Consider the following 17,490-nt stretch of genomic DNA (forward strand, 5'->3'; position numbering starts at 1 on the left):
TGACTGAGGAGACCCGCCATGACCACCGAACCAGCGCCCGCGACCGCGCCCGGGGCTTCGCCCGAGGCGGCGCCCCTCACCGCGCCCGCGGCGCCCGCCGTCGCCCCCGCGCCGGACGCCGCAGTCGCCCCCGCCGTGACCGCGCCCGCCGCTACGACCGCCGCTACGACCGCCGTCGCGCCCGCCGCTGCGCCCGCGACCAAGCCCCGGCGCGCCGGGTACGGCCGCCTCTGGGCCGACGTGCCGCGCGAACTCGGGTTCCTCATCCTGACGATGCCGATCGCGGTCCTCGGACTCACCGTGATGTCCACGATCTTCTTCACCGGCCTCGGCCTCATCGCGCTCGTCATCGGCATCCCGCTCCTCGTCGCCGCGTTCTACGTCGCGCGCGGCTTCGGCACGCTCGAGCTCGTGCGACTCCGCTGGGCGGGCCGGCCCGAGATCCCACGCCCCGACTGGGGCCGTTCCGACCGCAACGACGGGTTCTGGCGCACGATGTTCGCCCCGTTCGTCGACGGTCACTACTGGCTCGCGCTCCTGCACGGCATGATCGTGAACCCGATCGTCAGCATCGTGACGTGGAGCATCACCATCACCTGGCTGACGGGTGCGCTCACCGGCCTCACGGCCTGGTTCTGGGAGGGCTTCATCCCCGACGACGGGGAGTTCTACCTGAACGTGTGGATCTTCGAGCGGCTCTTCCCGGGCGCGACCGCCACCTGGGACCCGGTGGCCGGCGAGCGCATGTTCGAGTTCGCGATCGGCGTCGTGTTCGCGCTCACCCTCCCGTACGTGTTCCGAGGCCTGACGCTGCTGCACGACGCCATCGCCCGCGGCATGCTCGGCCGGTGGCGCTCCGAGGCGCTCGAGGTCGAGGTCGCCGAACTCGCCGCATCGCGAGGTGCCGCCGTGCAGGCCGAGGATGCCTCGCTCCGACGCCTCGAGCGGGACATCCACGACGGTCCGCAGCAGCGACTCGTCCGCCTGCAGATGGACCTCGCGACGATCGAGCGGCGCCTCGACCATGACCCGGAGGCGGCTCGGTCGCTCGTCGGCGAGGCCCGCGACCAGGCCCGCGAGGCCCTCGACGAACTGCGCGCCCTGTCGCGCGGATTCGCCCCGCCGCTCCTCCAGGACCGCGGCCTCGCGAGCGCGCTCGCCTCGCTCGCCTCCCGCAGTCCCGTGCCGGTCACCTACGACGACCGGCTCGGCGCCGATGCGGCGCTGCCCGCCGCGATCGAGCGCAACGCGTACTTCATCGCCGCGGAACTGCTCACGAACGTCGCCAAGCACGCGGATGCCTCCGCCGCGCGCCTGCGGCTGTCCGACCGGGTGACACCCGACGGCGGGCGCTGGCTCGACCTGTGGGTGACCGACAACGGGCGCGGTGGCGCGTCGACGGTCTCCGGGCACGGGCTCGCGGGACTCGACGAGCGCGTGCGCGGCCTCCGGGGCATCCTCGTCGTCGACAGCCCCGTCGGCGGTCCGACCACCATCGGTGCGCACATCCCGTACCAGCCCGAGGTGGCCCCGCCGCCGATCGCGCGGTGACCGGCGCCGCGGTCGCGGAGCGCCCGGCGGTCGCCCGGTCGACCGCCGGGCGGTCGGGGCCCGCACCCGGGCGCCCGGCCGTCGGCGCCGCGGGTCGCGGCGCCGATACGCTGTGGACCATGACGGATGCCCCGCCCCGCCCGCTGCGCGTCGTGCTCGCCGAGGACTCGGTCCTCCTCCGGGAGGGTCTGGTCCGCCTGTTCGAAGAGGCGGGGTTCGAGACCGTCGGCGCCTACGGCGACGCGGACGCACTGCTCGCCGCCCTCGAGGCCGACGCCCCCGACGTGGCTGTGCTCGACGTGCGCATGCCGCCGACGTTCCGGGACGAGGGCGTGCGCGCCGCGATCGAGCTGCGCCGCCGGCGTGCCGGCCTCGGCATCCTGCTGCTCAGCCAGTACGTCGAGGGCACCTATGCGCACGAACTCCTCTCCAGCGGCGAGGGCGGCATGGGCTACCTGCTGAAGGACCGGGTCGCGTCGCTCGGCGAGCTCGAGGACGCGATCTCCCGGGTCAGCCAGGGCGGCACCGTGCTCGACCCGCAGGTCGTGCGCGAGCTCCTCGCCCGGCGGGCCGACCCGCTCGCGACGCTGACCCCGCGCGAGCGCGAGGTGCTGGAGCTCATGGCCGAGGGGCGGACGAACGCGGGCATCTCGGCGCAGCTGTTCATCGGCATCGGCGCGGTCGAGAAGAACGTGACCTCGATCTTCCAGAAGCTCGGACTCGAGGACTCGGGCACCGACCACCGGCGGGTGCTCGCCGTGCTGGCCTGGCTGCAGCGCTGACCCGGGCGGGTCAGGCCGGCGGCGTGCGACGCAGCGGCACGTGCTCGGCGAACGTGCGCCGGTACTGCCGGTAGCCGCGTCGCAGCACGACGACGACCAGCACGATCGCGGTCGCGGCGCCGACCACCACGGCGACCCAGCCTGCGGCGCCGGCGAGCGCGACCAGCCCGCCGGCGAACAGGCCCGCCACCACGCCGGTGACGACGGTGATGATCATCATCGAGCTGCCGAACACCACGCTGACGTTGCGCTCCCACAGGAAGTGGTACGTCCGGCTCGCACCGGACTGATCGTCCTCGGCGGCCATCAGCAGGTACGGCGCCAACCCGGGGTCGAGGTCGAGGTACGCACCGCGCAGCCGGTTCATGGCGAGCACGTACATCAGGTCCTCGGTGGCGACGTTGAACGTGCGGACCAGGGTGATGACGCCGAGGAGCACGAGCAGGAGCAGCACGCCGATCGCCGCCGCCCCGAACCAGCCCCGGAACCCGGTCGCGTTGCCCAGCACGCCGAGCGACACCAGCCCCGCCGAGACCAGCGTCAGGAAGATCGCGATCCGCGTCAGCACCTCGCTCTGCGTCGTCGACCGCGAGGCCAGCAGGCTCCAGTGCTCGGTCGCGAGCAACTGCGCCCGGAGCGCCCGCTGCGCGTCGCTGAGCGGTGGCTCGTCACCCGCGGACGACGAGGGCCCGGATGCATCCGCCGCCATGACGGCATTCTGCACCCGGGCCCTGATCACCGCACCCCCGGGGGTGCGGCCCCTGCTACTTGACGGCGACGTGCGCCGCGAGGAACCAGCGGTCCTTGTCGAGGCCGGCGCGGATGCCGATCACGACGTCCTGGCTGGTCGGGTCGAGCTCGGCGAGCCCCTCGATCGCCGCGTTCACCTTCTCGGTCGCGAGGTCGATCTGCGCCACGACATCGGCGATGGTGTCCTCGTAGGACTGGAACCCGAGCTTCGGGTTGACCGCGCCCGACTTCGTGGCGACGGTCTCGAGGCGGCCGTCGATCGGCAGCCCGAGGGCCACGACCCGCTCGGCGACCTCGTCGGCCCACGCCTGCGCGTGGTCGACGACCTGGTCGAGCAGCTCGTGCACGGCGATGAAGTTCACGCCGCGGACGTGCCAGTGCGCCTGCTTGCCGTTGACGGCGAGGGCGACGAGCTCGTGCAGGACAGGGGTGAAGTACTGCGCCACGCCCGCGGCCACGTCGGCTCCGGAGCCGGTCTTGGGTGCGTACTGGATGTCGGTCATCGATCCACCTTCCAATGAACTTGATATCGGTGACAACGCTACGCAGGCCGCCGGGTATTTCAAGGGAGGGAAGGCTGTGCTGACCCGAGGCGACTCGCGGCGTCATGCGCGGCGGACTGCGGTGCGCGCGTCGGTCGACGGGTGCCGGACGCCGGGCGAGCGGACTACCATTTCGGCCATGTACTGGCATGGGTTCGCGGGCTGGCACGGCGTCGTGCTGCTGCTGATCGGGCTGGCCGCGATCGGCGTCGTCGTCGGCCTCATCGTGTGGGCGGTGACGAGCACCAACGCCTCGCGCGGTCACGCGACGCCTCCGGTCCATCCGGCGCCCGGTGCGTACCCGCCGCCGGGGTATCCGACGGCACCGGGGCATCCGACCGCACCGGGGTATCCGGCGGCGCCCCACCAGGGCGGGCCGCCCGGGCCGCCGGTCACGCCGCCGACGCCACCCGCGCCGCCGACCATCGAGGCGCGGCTCGCGCAACTGGATGCGCTCCACGTTGCGGGCACGATCACGGACGAGGAACGCCAGGCCAGGCGAGCGGCGATCATCGCGGAGATCTGACCCCTGATGCGGATGCGGCGGTCCGGAGCGACGACGACGGCCATCGCGATTCGGATGTGGAGCGGATGACGGGAATCGAACCCGCGTAATCAGTTTGGAAGACTGAGGCTCTACCATTGAGCTACATCCGCGCGGCGCCGTCGGGCGCCTGGATCATCGTAGTACACGAGCGGGCACCGCCCGCGACGGAACAGGCCGCCGGCGGCCCCTCATCGCAACTCGCCGATAGACCTGGCCACTCCCTTCGCGAGGCGGAGCTGCCGCTCGTACGTGGCCGCGAGCGTGATCAGCAGGGCCCCGGCGACGCCGAGCCACAGCCACCACCACACCGCCTCGTACAGCCAGGAGATCCAGGGCCAGAGTTGCACGACGCCGTGCACGAGCAGCGTGATCGTGCCGAGCACGAACGGCGCCTGGAGGCGGAGGCGGAGGCCGATGAGCAGGGTCGCGAGGGCGGCCGCCGCGAGTCCGATGATGCGCCACCACTGCGGGTCGACGACCCCCGCGATGAACGTGGGGACGAAGAGCACGCCCAGGCCGGGAGCGAGGGCCGGCCAGCTCCCCAGCGACGGCGTGCGGGCCATCCGGATGGCGCCGGCGACCACGAGGCCCGCGCCGAGCGGGATGGAGACCGATTCGACCTGGTCGACCGGCGAGAGGAGCGCGACGCCGGCGACCAGCACGGCATCGGCGAGCGACACCCAGCCGACGAGCGGACCGGCGAACGGGCCCGCCCGACGTGTCGCCGAGGCGACGTGGGCCGCCATCAGCAGCGTGACGAGCACCGCCGCACGGAGGTCGACCAGGTCGCCGATCGCGATCGCGATCGCCGTCGGGACGGCGGCGAGCGTCAGCGACGCCGCGACGATCCAGCTTCCGAGGGCCGCCGGCCGCTCTCCGTCGCGGTGCCACGGAACAGCGAGCAGGAGCGCGCCGGCGAACCCGATGGCCGGCCAGAACTCGACCGGGAGCGGCGAGAAATCGCCGACGACGGTGGCGCCGCGGAGCACGGACGGTAGGACGAGCGCCGCCCAGGCGGCGACGACGACCAGCAGGCGCACGGGGAGCCCCGCCCAGGCGGACGGCAGCCCGATCGCCGCCAGCGCCGCGACCGCGCCGATGGCGACGAGGACGATGGTGCGCAGGTCGCTGTCGCCCGCGAGTGCGGCGACGGGCAGCACCGCCACGCCGAGCGCCGCCGCCACGACGGCGGTGCGGCCGGGCGCGATGCCCTCGCCGGTCGGGCGGCGCCAGACGATCAGCGCGGCCGTCGCGAGGAGGAATCCAGCCAGGGGCAGGGTGTACGGTTCGACCGCGTCGACCTCGTGGTCGGCGAGCCAGGCCCAGACGGCTCCGGTCGCGAGCGGGAGCGCGGCCCAGGAGAGGTGCCGCCACGGCGACCGGCCGCCGATCGGATCGCCTTCGAGCGCAGCGCAGACGACCGGCACCGGCGCGAGCAGCAGCAGCACGAGCCAGGTCCAGGACGGCGCGGCGAAGGCGGCGACGAGCGCCCACAGCCCGGTGACGAGGGTCGCGACGATCCAGGTGCGCCGGAGCGCCGGAGCGAGGCCCCGGAGCAGCGGATGCGCCAGCGCGGCAGCCACGAGGGCCGCGCCGGCGAGGAGCGTCGCCCGCAGGTCGGGGTCCACCGCGTCGATCGCGGAGGCGGCCACGGCGAGCCCGAGCGGCGCCACCGCGGCCAGGACGAATCCGACGAGCGGCGGTCGTGCGAGGCGGATGGTGCCTGCGGCCACGGCGGCGAGGAGTGCCGCCGGGATCCACCCGCCCGGCCCGCCGTCGAGCGCGACGGTCCCGGAGCCGATCGCACCCGCCGCGAGCAGCGGCAGCCCGGCCGCGGCGCGGTCGGCGTCATGCAACCGGGGGAGCAGGAGCACCAGCACGAGCAGCGGCGCCGCGAGGAGCGCGACCCAGGTCCAGCCGTCGTCGAACGGCTGCGCGAACGACGCCGAGCGTGCGAGCCACCCCGGGATCGTCCACCCGAAGACGGCCACGAGCGCCGACGCCAGCCCGAGGTGGGTCGCCCCGGCGGGAACGCTCGCTGCGAACCCCCACAGGCGGTCCGACCACGCCCGGGCGACGAGCGCGAGTGCGGTGACGACGGCGACCGCCACGGGCCAGGTCGCCTCGGCGGCACGACCGAGGCCGAGCGACGTGAGCGCTGCCAGGATGCCGGTCACGGCGAGGATCGGAACCGCCCCGCCGACCGCACGGAGGACGCCGCGCGCGGCGATCACGAGCGCCGCGGCGGCGATCAGGAGGAACGCGGCGACCGCGAGCCACAGCATCGGCACGGCCGCGCCGGCGAAGAGCGCGGCGGCCCCGCCGAGCGCGAGCGCCGCGGTCGCCAACCGACGTCGCACGACGGGGCGGCCGAGGACGGCTCCGAGGGCGAGCGCACCGAGGGCGAGGCCGAGCGCGCAGAGCGCGGCCGCCCACGGTGCGACGGGCCGGAGGCCCGCGATGCTCTCGAGCTCCACGGTGAGCGGGGCATCCGCCGGCACGGCCCAGGCCCCCATCGCGCCCACCGCCCTCGCCGACACCCAGCCGATGCCCGACACGAGCGCGGGAAGGGCGCCGGCCGCGGCGACCGCGCCCGCGGCGACCACCGCGGCGAGCGGCGCCGGACCGGCCGAGCGGCGGTGGACGGCACCTGCGAGCACGACGACGGCGCCGGCCAGCGCCGGGCCGAGCCACCATCCGAGGTCGACGGGAGCGTCGATCACGATCGCCGTGAGCGGGGCCAGCGCCGCGGCGGCCCCCGCGATCGCCGCCGCCGCAGCCGACCAGCCGCGCAGCTCGTCGGTCGCGGTCGCCAGCGCGGCCCCGAGGCCGACGGCCGCCACGGCGAGGTAGGCCCACAGCGTGCCGGCCGCCGCGTCGGGCAGCGCCCACCCGGCGAACAGCGCCGCGAGGCCGAGCCCGCCGAACCCCGCGCCGCGCAGCGTGAGGTGCTCCGGCGTCGCCCCGCGCCGGGCGATGCCGACACCGAGGACCGCGGCGAGCAGGCCGCCGAGCCAGGCGCCCGTCGCCGTCCACGGATCGACGGCGAGCCCGACGAGGAAGGCGGCCGTGGGGCCGAGCACGGCCGCCGCGAACCCCGGCACCCGCAGCCCCGACCCGAGCCGCACCAGGGCGAGCACCGCGGCGACGGCCGCGAACGCGATCGCGGTGTACCACAGCGGGTCGGCGTCGTCGCTGCCGAACAGCCCGTTCGCGCGCACGATCCAGGCGTCGAGGAGCAGCAGGACCACGGCCACGGATGCCACGCCCTCGGCCGTGCCGGGCAGCCGCCGCCGGCGCAGCAGCACCGCCACGCCGAGCACGAGCGCGCTCGCGAGCGCGATGATGACCGACCGTACCTCGAGGCTCGCGATCAGGTATGCCACCAGCAGGAACACGATGGCGGCGACCGAGACGAGCACGACGCCGACCGTGAGCAGGGCGATCTGCACGCCGGACCGACGCGGGGCCGAAGGCGGGGCCGCCGCGATGCCCGCGGTTCCGGACCTCGGCGGCTCGATGCCCGGCGGGACGGACACGACCGAAGGGCCGGCCGGTTCCGCGGGCGCGACCGCGGCCAGGGCCTGCGGCGGTGCCTCAGCAGTGACCTGCCCCGCCTCCGCGACCAGCACGGGCTCCGCCGCGCGTGCCGCCTCCGCCGCGAGCCGCACCGCCTCGGCCTCGCGCGCCGCCTGCTCCACCCGCATCTGGGCGAGCCTGGAGCGCCGCGCGGACTCCCATCCGTGCATCGCCCGGGCGGCCTCGAGCACGCGCTCGCCCCCGGAGGCGGTGAGGTCGAGCCCGCACACGTGGCAGCGGGTCGCGACGAGCACCGTGAAGCACGACGGGCACCGCGTGGTGTCCAGGAGCCAGGCGGGGTCGGACGGCCAGGCGGCGACGTCCGGCGACGGCGGTCGATCGGTCATGCGGCACACTCTGCCAGTCGCGGTGCGCGCGGCGGCGCTTTCCACAGGAGCCGACGCGTTCTGGGGGTACGCGCCGCCCGACGACGTACGACGTCGGCGCGCACATCCCACGCGGCTGCGGTGCAGTAGACTTTCGGGGGTCCATCCGCGCACCCGCGTGCTTCGGCATGCCTGCGCGGGCGGCACGACGAGTTGAGTCAGCGACTCGGGGCGTAGCTCAGCTTGGCTAGAGCGCCCGCTTTGGGAGCGGGAGGTCGCAGGTTCGAATCCTGTCGCCCCGACGGGTCGTCAATGACTCGACACGAACTTCCATCAAACAGGAGATCTTCCCCATGCCGACCACTTCGGTTGAGAAGCTGAGCCCCACTCGCGCCAAGCTCACCATCTCGGTGACGCCCGAGGAGCTCAAGCCGAGCATCGCCCACGCGTACGAGCACATCGCCGAGCAGGTCAACGTGCCCGGCTTCCGCAAGGGCAAGGTGCCGCCGCCCATCATCGACCAGCGCGTCGGCAAGGCCGCCGTCCTCGAGCACGCGGTCAACGAGGGCCTCGACGGCTTCTTCCGCGCCGCCGTCGTCGAGCACGAGCTGCGCCCCCTCGGCCGCCCGTCGGCCGACATCGTCGAGTGGCCGAGCGAGAAGGACTTCTCGGGCGACCTGCTCCTCGCGATCGAGGTCGACGTCCGTCCCGAGATCGAGCTGCCCGCCTACGACGGCCTCGAGCTGACGGTCGACGCGACCGAGGTCGCCGAGGACGAGGTCGCCGCCGAGCTCGAGCGCCTCCGCAGCCGCTTCGGCACCCTCATCACGGTCGACCGCCCGGCCAAGTCGGGCGACTTCGTCACCCTCGACCTGGTCGCCGCGATCGACGGCACCGAGGTCGACACCGCGAACGGCATCTCGTACGAGCTCGGATCGGGCGAGCTGCTCGAGGGCATCGACGACGCCCTCGACTCGCTCACCGCCGGTGAGACCACGACGTTCGAGTCGAAGCTGCTCGGCGGCGACCACGAGGGCGAGACCGCGGAGATCACCGTCACCGTCCAGGCCGTCAAGGAGCGCGAGCTCCCCGAGGCCGACGACGACTTCGCGCAGATCGCCAGCGAGTTCGACACGCTCGACGAGCTGACCGCCAGCCTCTCGGAGCAGGTCGCCCGCAACAAGTCGTTCGGCCAGGGCGCGCAGGCGCGCGACCTCCTGGTCGAGAAGCTCCTCGAGCTCGTCGAGGTGCCGGTCGCCGACAGCGTCATCGAGGACGAGGTGCACCGCCACCTCGAGTCCGAGGGTTGCCTCGAGGACGACGAGCACCGCGCCGAGGTCACCGAGGCGAGCACCAAGGCCTTCAAGACGCAGATCGTGCTCGACCGGATCGCCGAGGCCGAAGAGGTCAAGGTCAGCCAGGAGGAGCTCACGCAGTACCTCGTCCAGGGCGCCGCGCAGTACGGCATGGACCCGAACGAGTTCGTGCAGGTGCTGAGCCAGAACGGCCAGATCCCCGCCATGGTCGGCGAGGTCGCGCGCAACAAGGCGCTCGCGATCGCGCTCGGCAAGGCGAAGGTGACGGATGCCGCGGGCAACGCCGTCGACCTCTCCGAGTTCACCGCCGTCCCCGGCGACGACGCCGCCGAGGAGGCCCCGGCCGCCGACGAGGCCCCGGTCGACGAGGCGCCGGCTGAGGAGGCCCCGGTCGAGGAGAAGAAGCCGGCTCGCAAGCGCGCCGCGAAGAAGGCGGACGCGGAGTAATCCACGCCACGTGAACGAAGGGCCGGACGGGAGTCCGGCCCTTCGTCGTCCAGGCGGAGCGGCCCCGCACGGCCCGCTCCGGCCCGCTCCGGCCCGGAGACCGAACCCGAGGAGAGGCGCATGGCCGCGACCACCGACCCCCGCAGCTGGCAGGACCGCATCGACGAGACCTGGGCGTCGGCCGACGCGATCGATCCCGCCGAGCTGGTCCGCCGCATCGACGCGCTCGCGGACGAGCTCCCCGACGACGACCCGCGCGGACCGTTCGAGCGCGGCGGCGCCCGCGACTCGACCGGCGACGAGGCCGGTGCCGAGGCCTGGTACCGGCGCGCGCTCGACCTCGGGCTCGGCGGGCGACCGAGAGTGGAGTTGCACGTCCAGCTCGCCTCGACCGTCCGCAACCTCGGTCGCCCGCGCGAATCCGTCGAGCTGCTCGACGCGGTGCTCCCCGACGCGGGCGACCTCCGCGACGCGGTCATCGCGTTCCGCGCGCTCGCACTCGTCGACCTCGGTGAGACGCGCGCCGCGGCATCCGACGCCCTCGCCGCCCTCGCCGCGCATCTGCCGCAGTACGGTCGCTCGCTGCGCGCGTATGCGGCCGACCTGCGCCCGGAGGGTGCGGAGGGCGCCGCCGGCGACGCGGCATCCGCCTAGGGCGAACAGCCCCGTTCCCGTGTGTTGCACCGGATAGATTCGATGCAACGCGACAACGGAAACGGAGCGACATCCATGGCCGAACCGACACTGCCGAACAGTGTGTTCGATCGACTGCTGAAGGACCGGATCATCTGGCTCGGTTCCGAGGTGCGCGACGACAACGCGAACGAGATCGCCGCGAAGCTGCTGCTCCTCGCCGCCGAGGACCCGAAGAAGGACATCTACCTCTACATCAACTCGCCCGGCGGTTCGATCACGGCGGGCATGGCGATCTACGACACGATGCAGTTCGTCCCGAACGACATCGTGACCGTGGGCATCGGCATGGCCGCCTCGATGGGCCAGCTCCTGCTGACCGCGGGCACCAAGGGCAAGCGGTACATCACGCCGAACGCGCGCGTGCTGCTGCACCAGCCGCACGGCGGCTTCGGCGGCACCGCGAGCGACATCCAGACGCAGGCGCAGCTGATCCTCGACATGAAGAAGCGGCTCGCTGAGATCACCGCGGCGCAGACCGGCAAGACGGTCGAGCAGATCAACGCCGACGGCGACCGCGACCGCTGGTTCACGGCGCAGGAGGCCCTCGAGTACGGCTTCGTCGACCACATCCGCGAATCGGCGCTCGACGTGTCCGGCGGCGGCGGCACCCAGGCGTGAGGAAGAGAGAGAACTGAGAATGAACATCCCTGCCTTCGGCGGCGTCGCGAACAACGGACTCCAGATGCCGGGCTCGCGCTACATCCTGCCGAGCTTCGAGGAGCGCACGGCCTACGGCTACAAGCGCCAGGACCCGTACGCGAAGCTCTTCGAGGACCGCATCATCTTCATGGGCGTCCAGGTCGACGACGCGTCGGCCGACGACATCATGGCCCAGCTGCTCGTGCTCGAGTCGATGGACCCCGACCGCGACATCATGATGTACATCAACTCGCCGGGCGGCTCGTTCACGGCGATGACGGCCATCTACGACACGATGCAGTACATCCGTCCGCAGGTCATGACGGTCGTGCTCGGCCAGGCCGCATCCGCGGCCGCGGTGATCGCGGCGGCGGGCACCCCGGGCAAGCGCGTCGCGCTCCCGAACGCCCGCATCCTCATCCACCAGCCGGCGGTCGGCGAGGCGGGCCACGGCCAGGCCTCCGACATCGAGATCCAGGCGGCCGAGATCCTGCGCATGCGGACCTGGCTGGAGGACACGCTGGCCCGGCACACCAACCGCACGGCCGAGCAGGTGCACAAGGACATCGACCGCGACAAGATCCTCTCCGCACAGGAGGCGCTCGAGTACGGCCTGATCGACCAGGTGCTCACCTCGCGGAAGGTCGGCCTGCCGGCACTGGCCGGCTGATCCGGCACGACACCACGACGACGGATGCCCCGGGACACCGCTCCCGGGGCATCCGCCATATCCGCGCCGGATGATTCTGCGCGGCACGGCCGCAACGGCGGCGGTTCGGGCTAGGCTCGAACCGGACGCGGCGAGAGGGAGGTTGCGATGGCACGCATCGGGGAGAGCGCCGACCTGCTCAAGTGCTCGTTCTGCGGGAAGAGCCAGAAGCAGGTCCAGCAACTGATCGCCGGCCCCGGCGTCTACATCTGCGACGAGTGCGTCGAACTCTGCAACGAGATCATCGAGGAGCGCCTCGCCGAGGCGAGCGAGAGCGAGTCCGGCGAGTTCGAGCTGCCGAAGCCGAAGGAGATCTTCGGCTTCCTGCAGGAGTACGTCATCGGCCAGGAGGGCGCGAAGCGCGCGCTCGCGGTGGCCGTCTACAACCACTACAAGCGCATCCGTGCGAAGGCGGCCCTCACCCCGGCCGACCACCGCGAGGACATCGAGATCGCGAAGTCCAACATCCTCCTGATCGGCCCGACCGGCTGCGGCAAGACCTACCTCGCGCAGACGCTCGCCCGACAGCTGAACGTGCCGTTCGCGGTCGCCGACGCGACGGCCCTCACCGAGGCGGGCTACGTCGGCGAGGACGTCGAGAACATCCTCCTGAAGCTCATCCAGGCCGCCGACTACGACGTCAAGCGGGCCGAGACGGGCATCATCTACATCGACGAGGTCGACAAGATCGCGCGGAAGGCCGAGAACCCCTCGATCACGCGGGATGTCTCGGGCGAGGGCGTGCAGCAGGCGCTGCTGAAGATCCTCGAGGGCACGGTGGCCTCGGTGCCGCCGCAGGGCGGCCGCAAGCACCCGCACCAGGAGTTCATCCAGATCGACACGACGAACGTGCTGTTCATCGTGGCAGGTGCGTTCGCCGGGCTGGAAGACATCATCTCGTCGCGGGTCGGCAAACGCGGCATCGGCTTCGGCGCCCCGCTGCACAGCCGCCGCGACCAGTCTGAGCTCTTCACCGAGGTCCTCCCGGAGGACCTGCACAAGTTCGGCCTCATCCCCGAGTTCATCGGCCGCCTGCCCGTGGTCGCGACGGTGACGCCGCTCGACCGCCAGGCGCTCATCGAGATCCTCACCGAGCCGAAGAACGCCCTCGTCCGCCAGTACCAGCGCATGTTCGAGCTCGACGGCGTCGAGCTCGACTTCGAGCAGGCGGCCCTCGACGCGATCGCCGACCTCGCGGTGCTCCGGCAGACCGGCGCCCGCGGACTGCGGGCGATCATGGAGGAGGTGCTCGGGCCGATCATGTTCGAGGTGCCGTCCTCCACGGGCGTCGCACGGGTCGTCATCACCGAGGCAGCGGTGCGCGAGAACGCGGCGCCGACGATCGTTCCGGTGAAGCCGCGCCGCCAGGAGAAGTCCGCCTAGACGCGGCGAAGGCCCGATCCGGGCCTCACGGCCGGTCGGGCCTTCGTGTCGTCGCGGGTTGCGGGTTCGTCACGCCAGATCGTCGTCGGGGCGCGCCCCGAACACGATCTCATCCCAGCTCGGCATCGACGCGCGGCCCTTGCGGGTCTTCGCGCCGCCGTTCGACGTCGACGTCCGGCCGCCCCAGAGGGCGCGCGCGGCCTGTCCTGGCTTGTCCTCGGCGGGCGTGGCACGACCGGAGGGCGTCACGACCTCGCTCGGAGCATCCGCCTCGACGATGGGTTCCGGCGCGGGAGCCGGGTCGAATCGCGACGCCGTCGCGGACGGTGCGCCCACATGGGCGGGCCGACCCGACGGCTCGAGCGAGGGCATCTCGCCGGTGGCGGCCTCGCGCTCGCCCCGGCGACGGCGCAGCGCCTCGAGCAGGTCGGCGGTCTCGCCGATCGGCTGCGGCGGCTCGTCGGCCCGCTTGATGGCGGCGCGCGCGACGGCGGCGCTGGAGACGGCCGGCGAGGCCGGGGCGGGGCGCCCGTAGGGCAGGAGCTCCGGCTGCGGCGCGGTGTCCTCGTCGCGCTGCTCCGGCTCCTCGAAGGTGAAGGCGCCGCTGTCGAAGCGCGACTGCTCGGCCTCGTGGCCGACGGCGCGCAGGCGCGGGATCATCCCGCCCTCGAGCTCGCGCTGCTGCGACAGGGTGATCGCCTCGGAGTTCAGCGGGTGCAGCGACTGGCGCTTCGGTTCGAAGGCCCAGCGCGCGTCGTGGTCGATGGTGTCCGCGGTGAACTCGAGCTTGACGATCCAGCCGCGCTCCTCGTCCTTCCAGCTCGCCCAGCGCTCGCCCTGCGCGCCGAGGCGGGCGAGGCGTTCGCGGATGACGGTGCCGAAGGAGGCGGGCTCGTCGACGGCGGGGTCGAGGTCGTCGGGCAGGTGGACGGGCACGGCGAGCGCCGACGCGACCATGTGCTCGCGCTCGGCGATGACCGGGCCCTCGAAGCGCCGGACGTACTCGACCGACGCGCCCGTGAGCCGGGCGATGTCGTCGGCGGAGAGGCCGGAGCGGATCTGCGCCTGCACCTCGCGCGGGGACAGTCGCGGTCCCTGCACGGCCTCGGGTTGTGCCTGTCGGATGCGCGACTGGAGGACCTCGTCGATCTCGATCCGGTATCGCGCGCCGTCGTCGGAAGCCGCGACGAGCGCGCCGTTCTCGACCCCGATCACCTTGAGTTCCTGCATCGCGACGAGTCCCTTCCGTGCCTGCGTCTCCGCCCAAGGATGCCACGCTGCCGCGGGTCCTCCGGGGAATAGCGCGGGCGTGCCGGAAGTTGCACGGATGTCGGGTGGGCGCGCCGTCGAGTGGTTTGCCAATGCTCGGCTTTTGATGCAAACTATGGCGCGCCGAATCTCGGCGTAACAAGGAACGGATGGGCATGGCAACGGATTACGACGCACCGCGGAAGACCGAAGACGACTCCGAGTCGATCGAGGCTCTCAAGGAGCGCGTTCCCGACAAGATGTCCGGGGTGGTCGACGTCGAGGACGCCGACAATCCCGGAAGCTTCGACCTCGCCGGTGCCGACCTCTCGGATGTCGAGCTCGACGTCGTCGTGCTCCCGCCCCAGGCGGACGAGTTCACGTGCGTCAGCTGCTTCCTGGTCAAGCACCGCTCGCAGATCGACCACGAGACGAAGCTCGGGGCGATCTGCCTGGAGTGCGCCTCCTAGGCTGCTCCGACCGCACCACCGGGCCGCCGCGATCGATTGATCGCGGCGGCCAGTTCGTCCGGGCGCCGCGTCGACAGCAGCCAGTACGGCGCCGGATCCGTCGGATCCGTGATCGGCACCCGCACCACGGGCTGCACCCATCCCCGGATCACGAGGTACGCGCGCGCGTCGAGCCCGGTGCCCCGTTCCACCCGTGCGGCCGCGGTATCCGCCCCGACCGCTTCGCCGACGTGCGCGAGCGAGATCTCCGCGCGCCCGGCGTGCAGCCGGCCGTCGCGCACCTCGATGACGGGTGCGGTCAGCGTGAGCGTGCCGACCGTCGCCGCATAGAGGAGGATCCCGGTCGCGATCCCCGCGGGCAGCGACACCGGCGCGAGCACGAGGATGCTGGCCGGCACGAGCAGCAGGGTGACGACGTAGATCCAGGGCGTCGGCCACAGGCGTTCACGGTAGTCGGGCATGGCTCTATTCGACCAGACTTCTGCACTACCCTCGAACGGTGACTGAAACCGTCGAGGTGTTGATCGCCGCCGATCGCGTCCCCAGCTACGCCCATCCGGGCGACGCGGGCGCCGACCTGCATGCCGCCGAGGCGGTCGTGCTCCGGCCGGGGGAGCGTGCCACCGTCGGCACCGGCGTGGCGATCGCGCTGCCCGACGGGTATGCGGCGTTCGTCGTCCCGCGCTCGGGCCTGGCCTTCAAGCACGGCATCACCATCGTGAACGCGCCGGGCACGGTCGACGCGGGCTACCGCGGCGAGATCAAGGTCGCCCTGCTCAACACCGATCCGACCGAGTCGTACGCGATCGAGGCGGGCGACCGGATCGCCCAGCTCGTCGTGATGCCCGTCGCACGGGCGCGGTTCGTCGAGGTGGAGCGGTTGCCCGGCAGTCACCGTGGCGAGGGGGGATTCGGCTCGACCGGGTTCGGGGAGCACAACCAAGGAGTGAACGCGTGAGCGACATCGAGAACGTCGACGGCCCCATCGCCGACCAGCCCAAGTCCGCACCGGAGGACCGCGCGACCGCGGGCCCGTTCGACGAGGCCGAGGCGAACCCCGTCCGTCCGTACGTCGACCTCGGCGGCGTGAAGGTCCTCCCTCGCGAGGGCCTGCACCTGCGACTCGAGGTGGAGGAGGGGTCGAAGCGCGTCGTGGCGATCGGCCTCGACTACGCGAAGTCGACCCTGCAGGTGCAGCCGTTCGCGGCGCCCCGCTCCAGCGGGCTGTGGCACGAGATCCGCGCGCAGATCGCCGACCAGATCGCCCGTCAGGGCGGCACGACGACGGTCCGCGAGGGCACCTTCGGCCCGGAGCTGCTGGCGCAGATCCCCGTCGCCGCGACCGATACGGCGCCCGCGCACACGCGGCTCGCCCGTTTCATCGGCGTCGACGGCCCGCGCTGGTTCCTCCGCGGCGTGATCGCGGGGGAGGCCGCCGTCGACCCGGCCGCGGCCGCGCAGGTGGAAGACCTCTTCCGGTCGATCGTGGTGGTGCGCGGCACGACGCCGATGCCGCCGCGCGACCTCATCCCGCTGCGCATGCCGGCCCCGGCCGGCGGCCCGACCGGCCGCTAGGCATGTCGGGTCAGGCGGACGGCCGCTCCGAGGATCGGCCGGAGGAGCGCGACGGCGCGTCGTCGGATGCCCCGGTCGATGGCGCGGCGGATGGCTCGGCGTCGGGTCCCTCGCAGGCGGGCGATGACCGCGCCGAGCTGGCCCGCCAGTTTCAGGCCGCCGCCGAGCGGTCGGGGCTCGGCGCGCTCGCCCGTGACGAGCGGCTGACGGCGCACGACGTGCTGGCGGCCGTGGGCGGAGTGCGCGGCCTCCTCGAGGCGCTGTTGCCCGGACTCGTCTTCCTCGTGACCTACGCCGTGCTGACGAGCCTCGTCGGCCAGGATCCGCAGGCGGCGCTCGTGCCCGCGCTCGGGGCATCCGTCGGCCTCGCCGTCGTGTTCACGGTGGCGCGCCTCGTCGCTCGCAGCCAGCCCACCCAGGCGATCGCCGGGCTCGTGGGCGTGCTGCTCTCCGCCGCGCTCGCGCTGTGGACCGGCAACGCCCGCGACAACTACTTCCTCGGATTCCTCACGAACGCCGGGTACGCGCTGGCGCTGTTCATCTCGCTGCTCGTGAAGTGGCCGGCGCTCGGCCTCATCGTCGGGTTCCTCGTCGGCGACGGCACCTCGTGGCGGTCGGATCCCCGCAAGGTGCGTCTCGCGCAGGTGCTCACGGTGGCGTGGATCGGCTTCTTCCTGCTGCGGCTCGTGGTGCAGGTGCCGCTCTACCTGGTGAACGACGTCGCGGGGCTGGGCCTCAGCCGCCTGCTGATGGGGGTGCCGCTGTACGCGCTGATGCTCGTGCTCACGTGGCTGTTCGTGCGGGCCACGTGGGTGCCCGCGAACGCCGCGGAGCGGTGATAGAGTTATCTCGACGTCGAGATAGTTTCGGCCGCCACCGGCGCCTGTCGGGCCCCTGCTGCTTAGGCTAGCCTTGCTGGAGGAAGCCCCT

General features: G+C 72.8%; 17 protein-coding genes and 2 tRNA genes. 13 read left to right on the forward strand and 6 right to left on the reverse strand.

Annotated elements, in window-relative coordinates; genetic code table 11:
• Nucleotides 1-18 precede the first annotated feature (18 nt).
• Nucleotides 19-1,551, forward strand: coding sequence for a sensor histidine kinase (locus ACGGZK_RS12440; protein WP_395242964.1), 1,533 nt, complete (start codon nucleotides 19-21; stop codon nucleotides 1,549-1,551).
• 119 nt (nucleotides 1,552-1,670) lie between these two features.
• Nucleotides 1,671-2,333 (forward strand): response regulator, encoded by a 663-nt coding sequence (locus ACGGZK_RS12445; RefSeq protein ID WP_395246080.1) that lies wholly within the window; start codon nucleotides 1,671-1,673, stop codon nucleotides 2,331-2,333.
• Between the two features lie 10 nt (nucleotides 2,334-2,343).
• Here the strand turns inward: ACGGZK_RS12445 and ACGGZK_RS12450 are convergent, their stop codons facing one another.
• Nucleotides 2,344-3,042, reverse strand: coding sequence for a hypothetical protein (locus ACGGZK_RS12450; RefSeq protein ID WP_395242965.1), 699 nt, complete (start codon nucleotides 3,040-3,042; stop codon nucleotides 2,344-2,346).
• A 55-nt stretch (nucleotides 3,043-3,097) separates the two neighbouring features.
• On the reverse strand, nucleotides 3,098-3,586 hold the full coding sequence (locus ACGGZK_RS12455; protein ID WP_395242966.1) for a Dps family protein: 489 nt from the start codon (nucleotides 3,584-3,586) through the stop codon (nucleotides 3,098-3,100).
• Here ACGGZK_RS12455 and ACGGZK_RS12460 point away from each other — a divergent pair.
• A complete protein-coding gene (locus ACGGZK_RS12460; protein WP_395242967.1) occupies nucleotides 3,576-4,151 on the forward strand; it encodes a hypothetical protein in 576 nt (191 codons plus the stop codon). The genes ACGGZK_RS12455 and ACGGZK_RS12460 overlap by 11 nt on opposite strands.
• A gap of 57 nt (nucleotides 4,152-4,208) precedes the next feature.
• Here ACGGZK_RS12460 and ACGGZK_RS12465 read toward each other — a convergent pair.
• Both ACGGZK_RS12465 and ACGGZK_RS12470 read right to left on the reverse strand, forming a co-directional pair.
• Nucleotides 4,209-4,282 (reverse strand) — tRNA-Gly (locus ACGGZK_RS12465).
• Nucleotides 4,283-4,360: 78 nt separating this feature from the next.
• A complete protein-coding gene (locus ACGGZK_RS12470) occupies nucleotides 4,361-8,098 on the reverse strand; it encodes an SCO7613 C-terminal domain-containing membrane protein (RefSeq protein ID WP_395242968.1) in 3,738 nt (1,245 codons plus the stop codon).
• Nucleotides 8,099-8,304: 206 nt separating this feature from the next.
• Here ACGGZK_RS12470 and ACGGZK_RS12475 point away from each other — a divergent pair.
• The 6 genes from ACGGZK_RS12475 to clpX all read left to right on the forward strand — a co-directional run bounded on the left by ACGGZK_RS12475 (nucleotide 8,305) and on the right by clpX (nucleotide 13,267).
• A tRNA-Pro gene (locus tag ACGGZK_RS12475) sits at nucleotides 8,305-8,379 on the forward strand.
• Nucleotides 8,380-8,430: 51 nt separating this feature from the next.
• Nucleotides 8,431-9,840: a trigger factor gene (gene tig / locus ACGGZK_RS12480; RefSeq protein WP_395242969.1), complete on the forward strand. Its 1,410-nt coding sequence runs from the start codon at nucleotides 8,431-8,433 to the stop codon at nucleotides 9,838-9,840.
• Nucleotides 9,841-9,960: 120 nt separating this feature from the next.
• Nucleotides 9,961-10,494, forward strand: a complete 534-nt coding sequence (locus ACGGZK_RS12485; protein WP_395242970.1) for a tetratricopeptide repeat protein — start codon at nucleotides 9,961-9,963, stop codon at nucleotides 10,492-10,494.
• A gap of 75 nt (nucleotides 10,495-10,569) precedes the next feature.
• The gene (locus tag ACGGZK_RS12490; protein ID WP_395242971.1) at nucleotides 10,570-11,154 is read left to right on the forward strand and encodes an ATP-dependent Clp protease proteolytic subunit; all 585 of its coding nucleotides are present in this window, start codon (nucleotides 10,570-10,572) and stop codon (nucleotides 11,152-11,154) included.
• Between the two features lie 19 nt (nucleotides 11,155-11,173).
• Nucleotides 11,174-11,845, forward strand: a complete 672-nt coding sequence (locus ACGGZK_RS12495; protein WP_395242972.1) for an ATP-dependent Clp protease proteolytic subunit — start codon at nucleotides 11,174-11,176, stop codon at nucleotides 11,843-11,845.
• Nucleotides 11,846-11,992: 147 nt separating this feature from the next.
• Nucleotides 11,993-13,267: an ATP-dependent Clp protease ATP-binding subunit ClpX gene (gene clpX, locus ACGGZK_RS12500; RefSeq protein WP_395242973.1), complete on the forward strand. Its 1,275-nt coding sequence runs from the start codon at nucleotides 11,993-11,995 to the stop codon at nucleotides 13,265-13,267.
• Between the two features lie 69 nt (nucleotides 13,268-13,336).
• Here the strand turns inward: clpX and sepH are convergent, their stop codons facing one another.
• A complete protein-coding gene (sepH, locus tag ACGGZK_RS12505; RefSeq protein ID WP_395242974.1) occupies nucleotides 13,337-14,497 on the reverse strand; it encodes a septation protein SepH in 1,161 nt (386 codons plus the stop codon).
• Between the two features lie 194 nt (nucleotides 14,498-14,691).
• Here sepH and ACGGZK_RS12510 point away from each other — a divergent pair, with 194 nt between their 5' ends.
• Nucleotides 14,692-14,985 (forward strand): DUF4193 domain-containing protein, encoded by a 294-nt coding sequence (locus ACGGZK_RS12510; RefSeq protein WP_395242975.1) that lies wholly within the window; start codon nucleotides 14,692-14,694, stop codon nucleotides 14,983-14,985.
• Here the strand turns inward: ACGGZK_RS12510 and ACGGZK_RS12515 are convergent.
• Entirely contained in the window at nucleotides 14,982-15,446 is a 465-nt protein-coding gene (locus tag ACGGZK_RS12515; RefSeq protein ID WP_395242976.1) for a DUF3093 domain-containing protein, read from the reverse strand. The two genes, ACGGZK_RS12510 and ACGGZK_RS12515, sit on opposite strands and share 4 nt — an antisense overlap.
• Before the next feature lie 38 nt (nucleotides 15,447-15,484).
• Here ACGGZK_RS12515 and dut point away from each other — a divergent pair, with 38 nt between their 5' ends.
• Genes dut through ACGGZK_RS12530 form a run of 3 tightly spaced genes read left to right on the forward strand, consistent with a single transcriptional unit; the run spans nucleotide 15,485 to nucleotide 17,399 of the window.
• Nucleotides 15,485-15,943, forward strand: coding sequence for a dUTP diphosphatase (gene dut, locus ACGGZK_RS12520; RefSeq protein ID WP_395242977.1), 459 nt, complete (start codon nucleotides 15,485-15,487; stop codon nucleotides 15,941-15,943).
• Entirely contained in the window at nucleotides 15,940-16,560 is a 621-nt protein-coding gene (locus tag ACGGZK_RS12525; protein WP_395242978.1) for a DUF3710 domain-containing protein, read from the forward strand. The genes dut and ACGGZK_RS12525 overlap by 4 nt, the downstream gene beginning before the upstream one ends.
• Before the next feature lie 2 nt (nucleotides 16,561-16,562).
• Complete coding sequence (locus ACGGZK_RS12530; protein WP_395242979.1) at nucleotides 16,563-17,399, forward strand: DUF3159 domain-containing protein; 837 nt, start codon at nucleotides 16,563-16,565, stop codon at nucleotides 17,397-17,399.
• Nucleotides 17,400-17,490: the final 91 nt, after the last annotated feature.

Source organism: Agromyces sp. MMS24-K17, from assembly GCF_043950245.1.
Lineage (GTDB): Bacteria > Actinomycetota > Actinomycetes > Actinomycetales > Microbacteriaceae > Agromyces.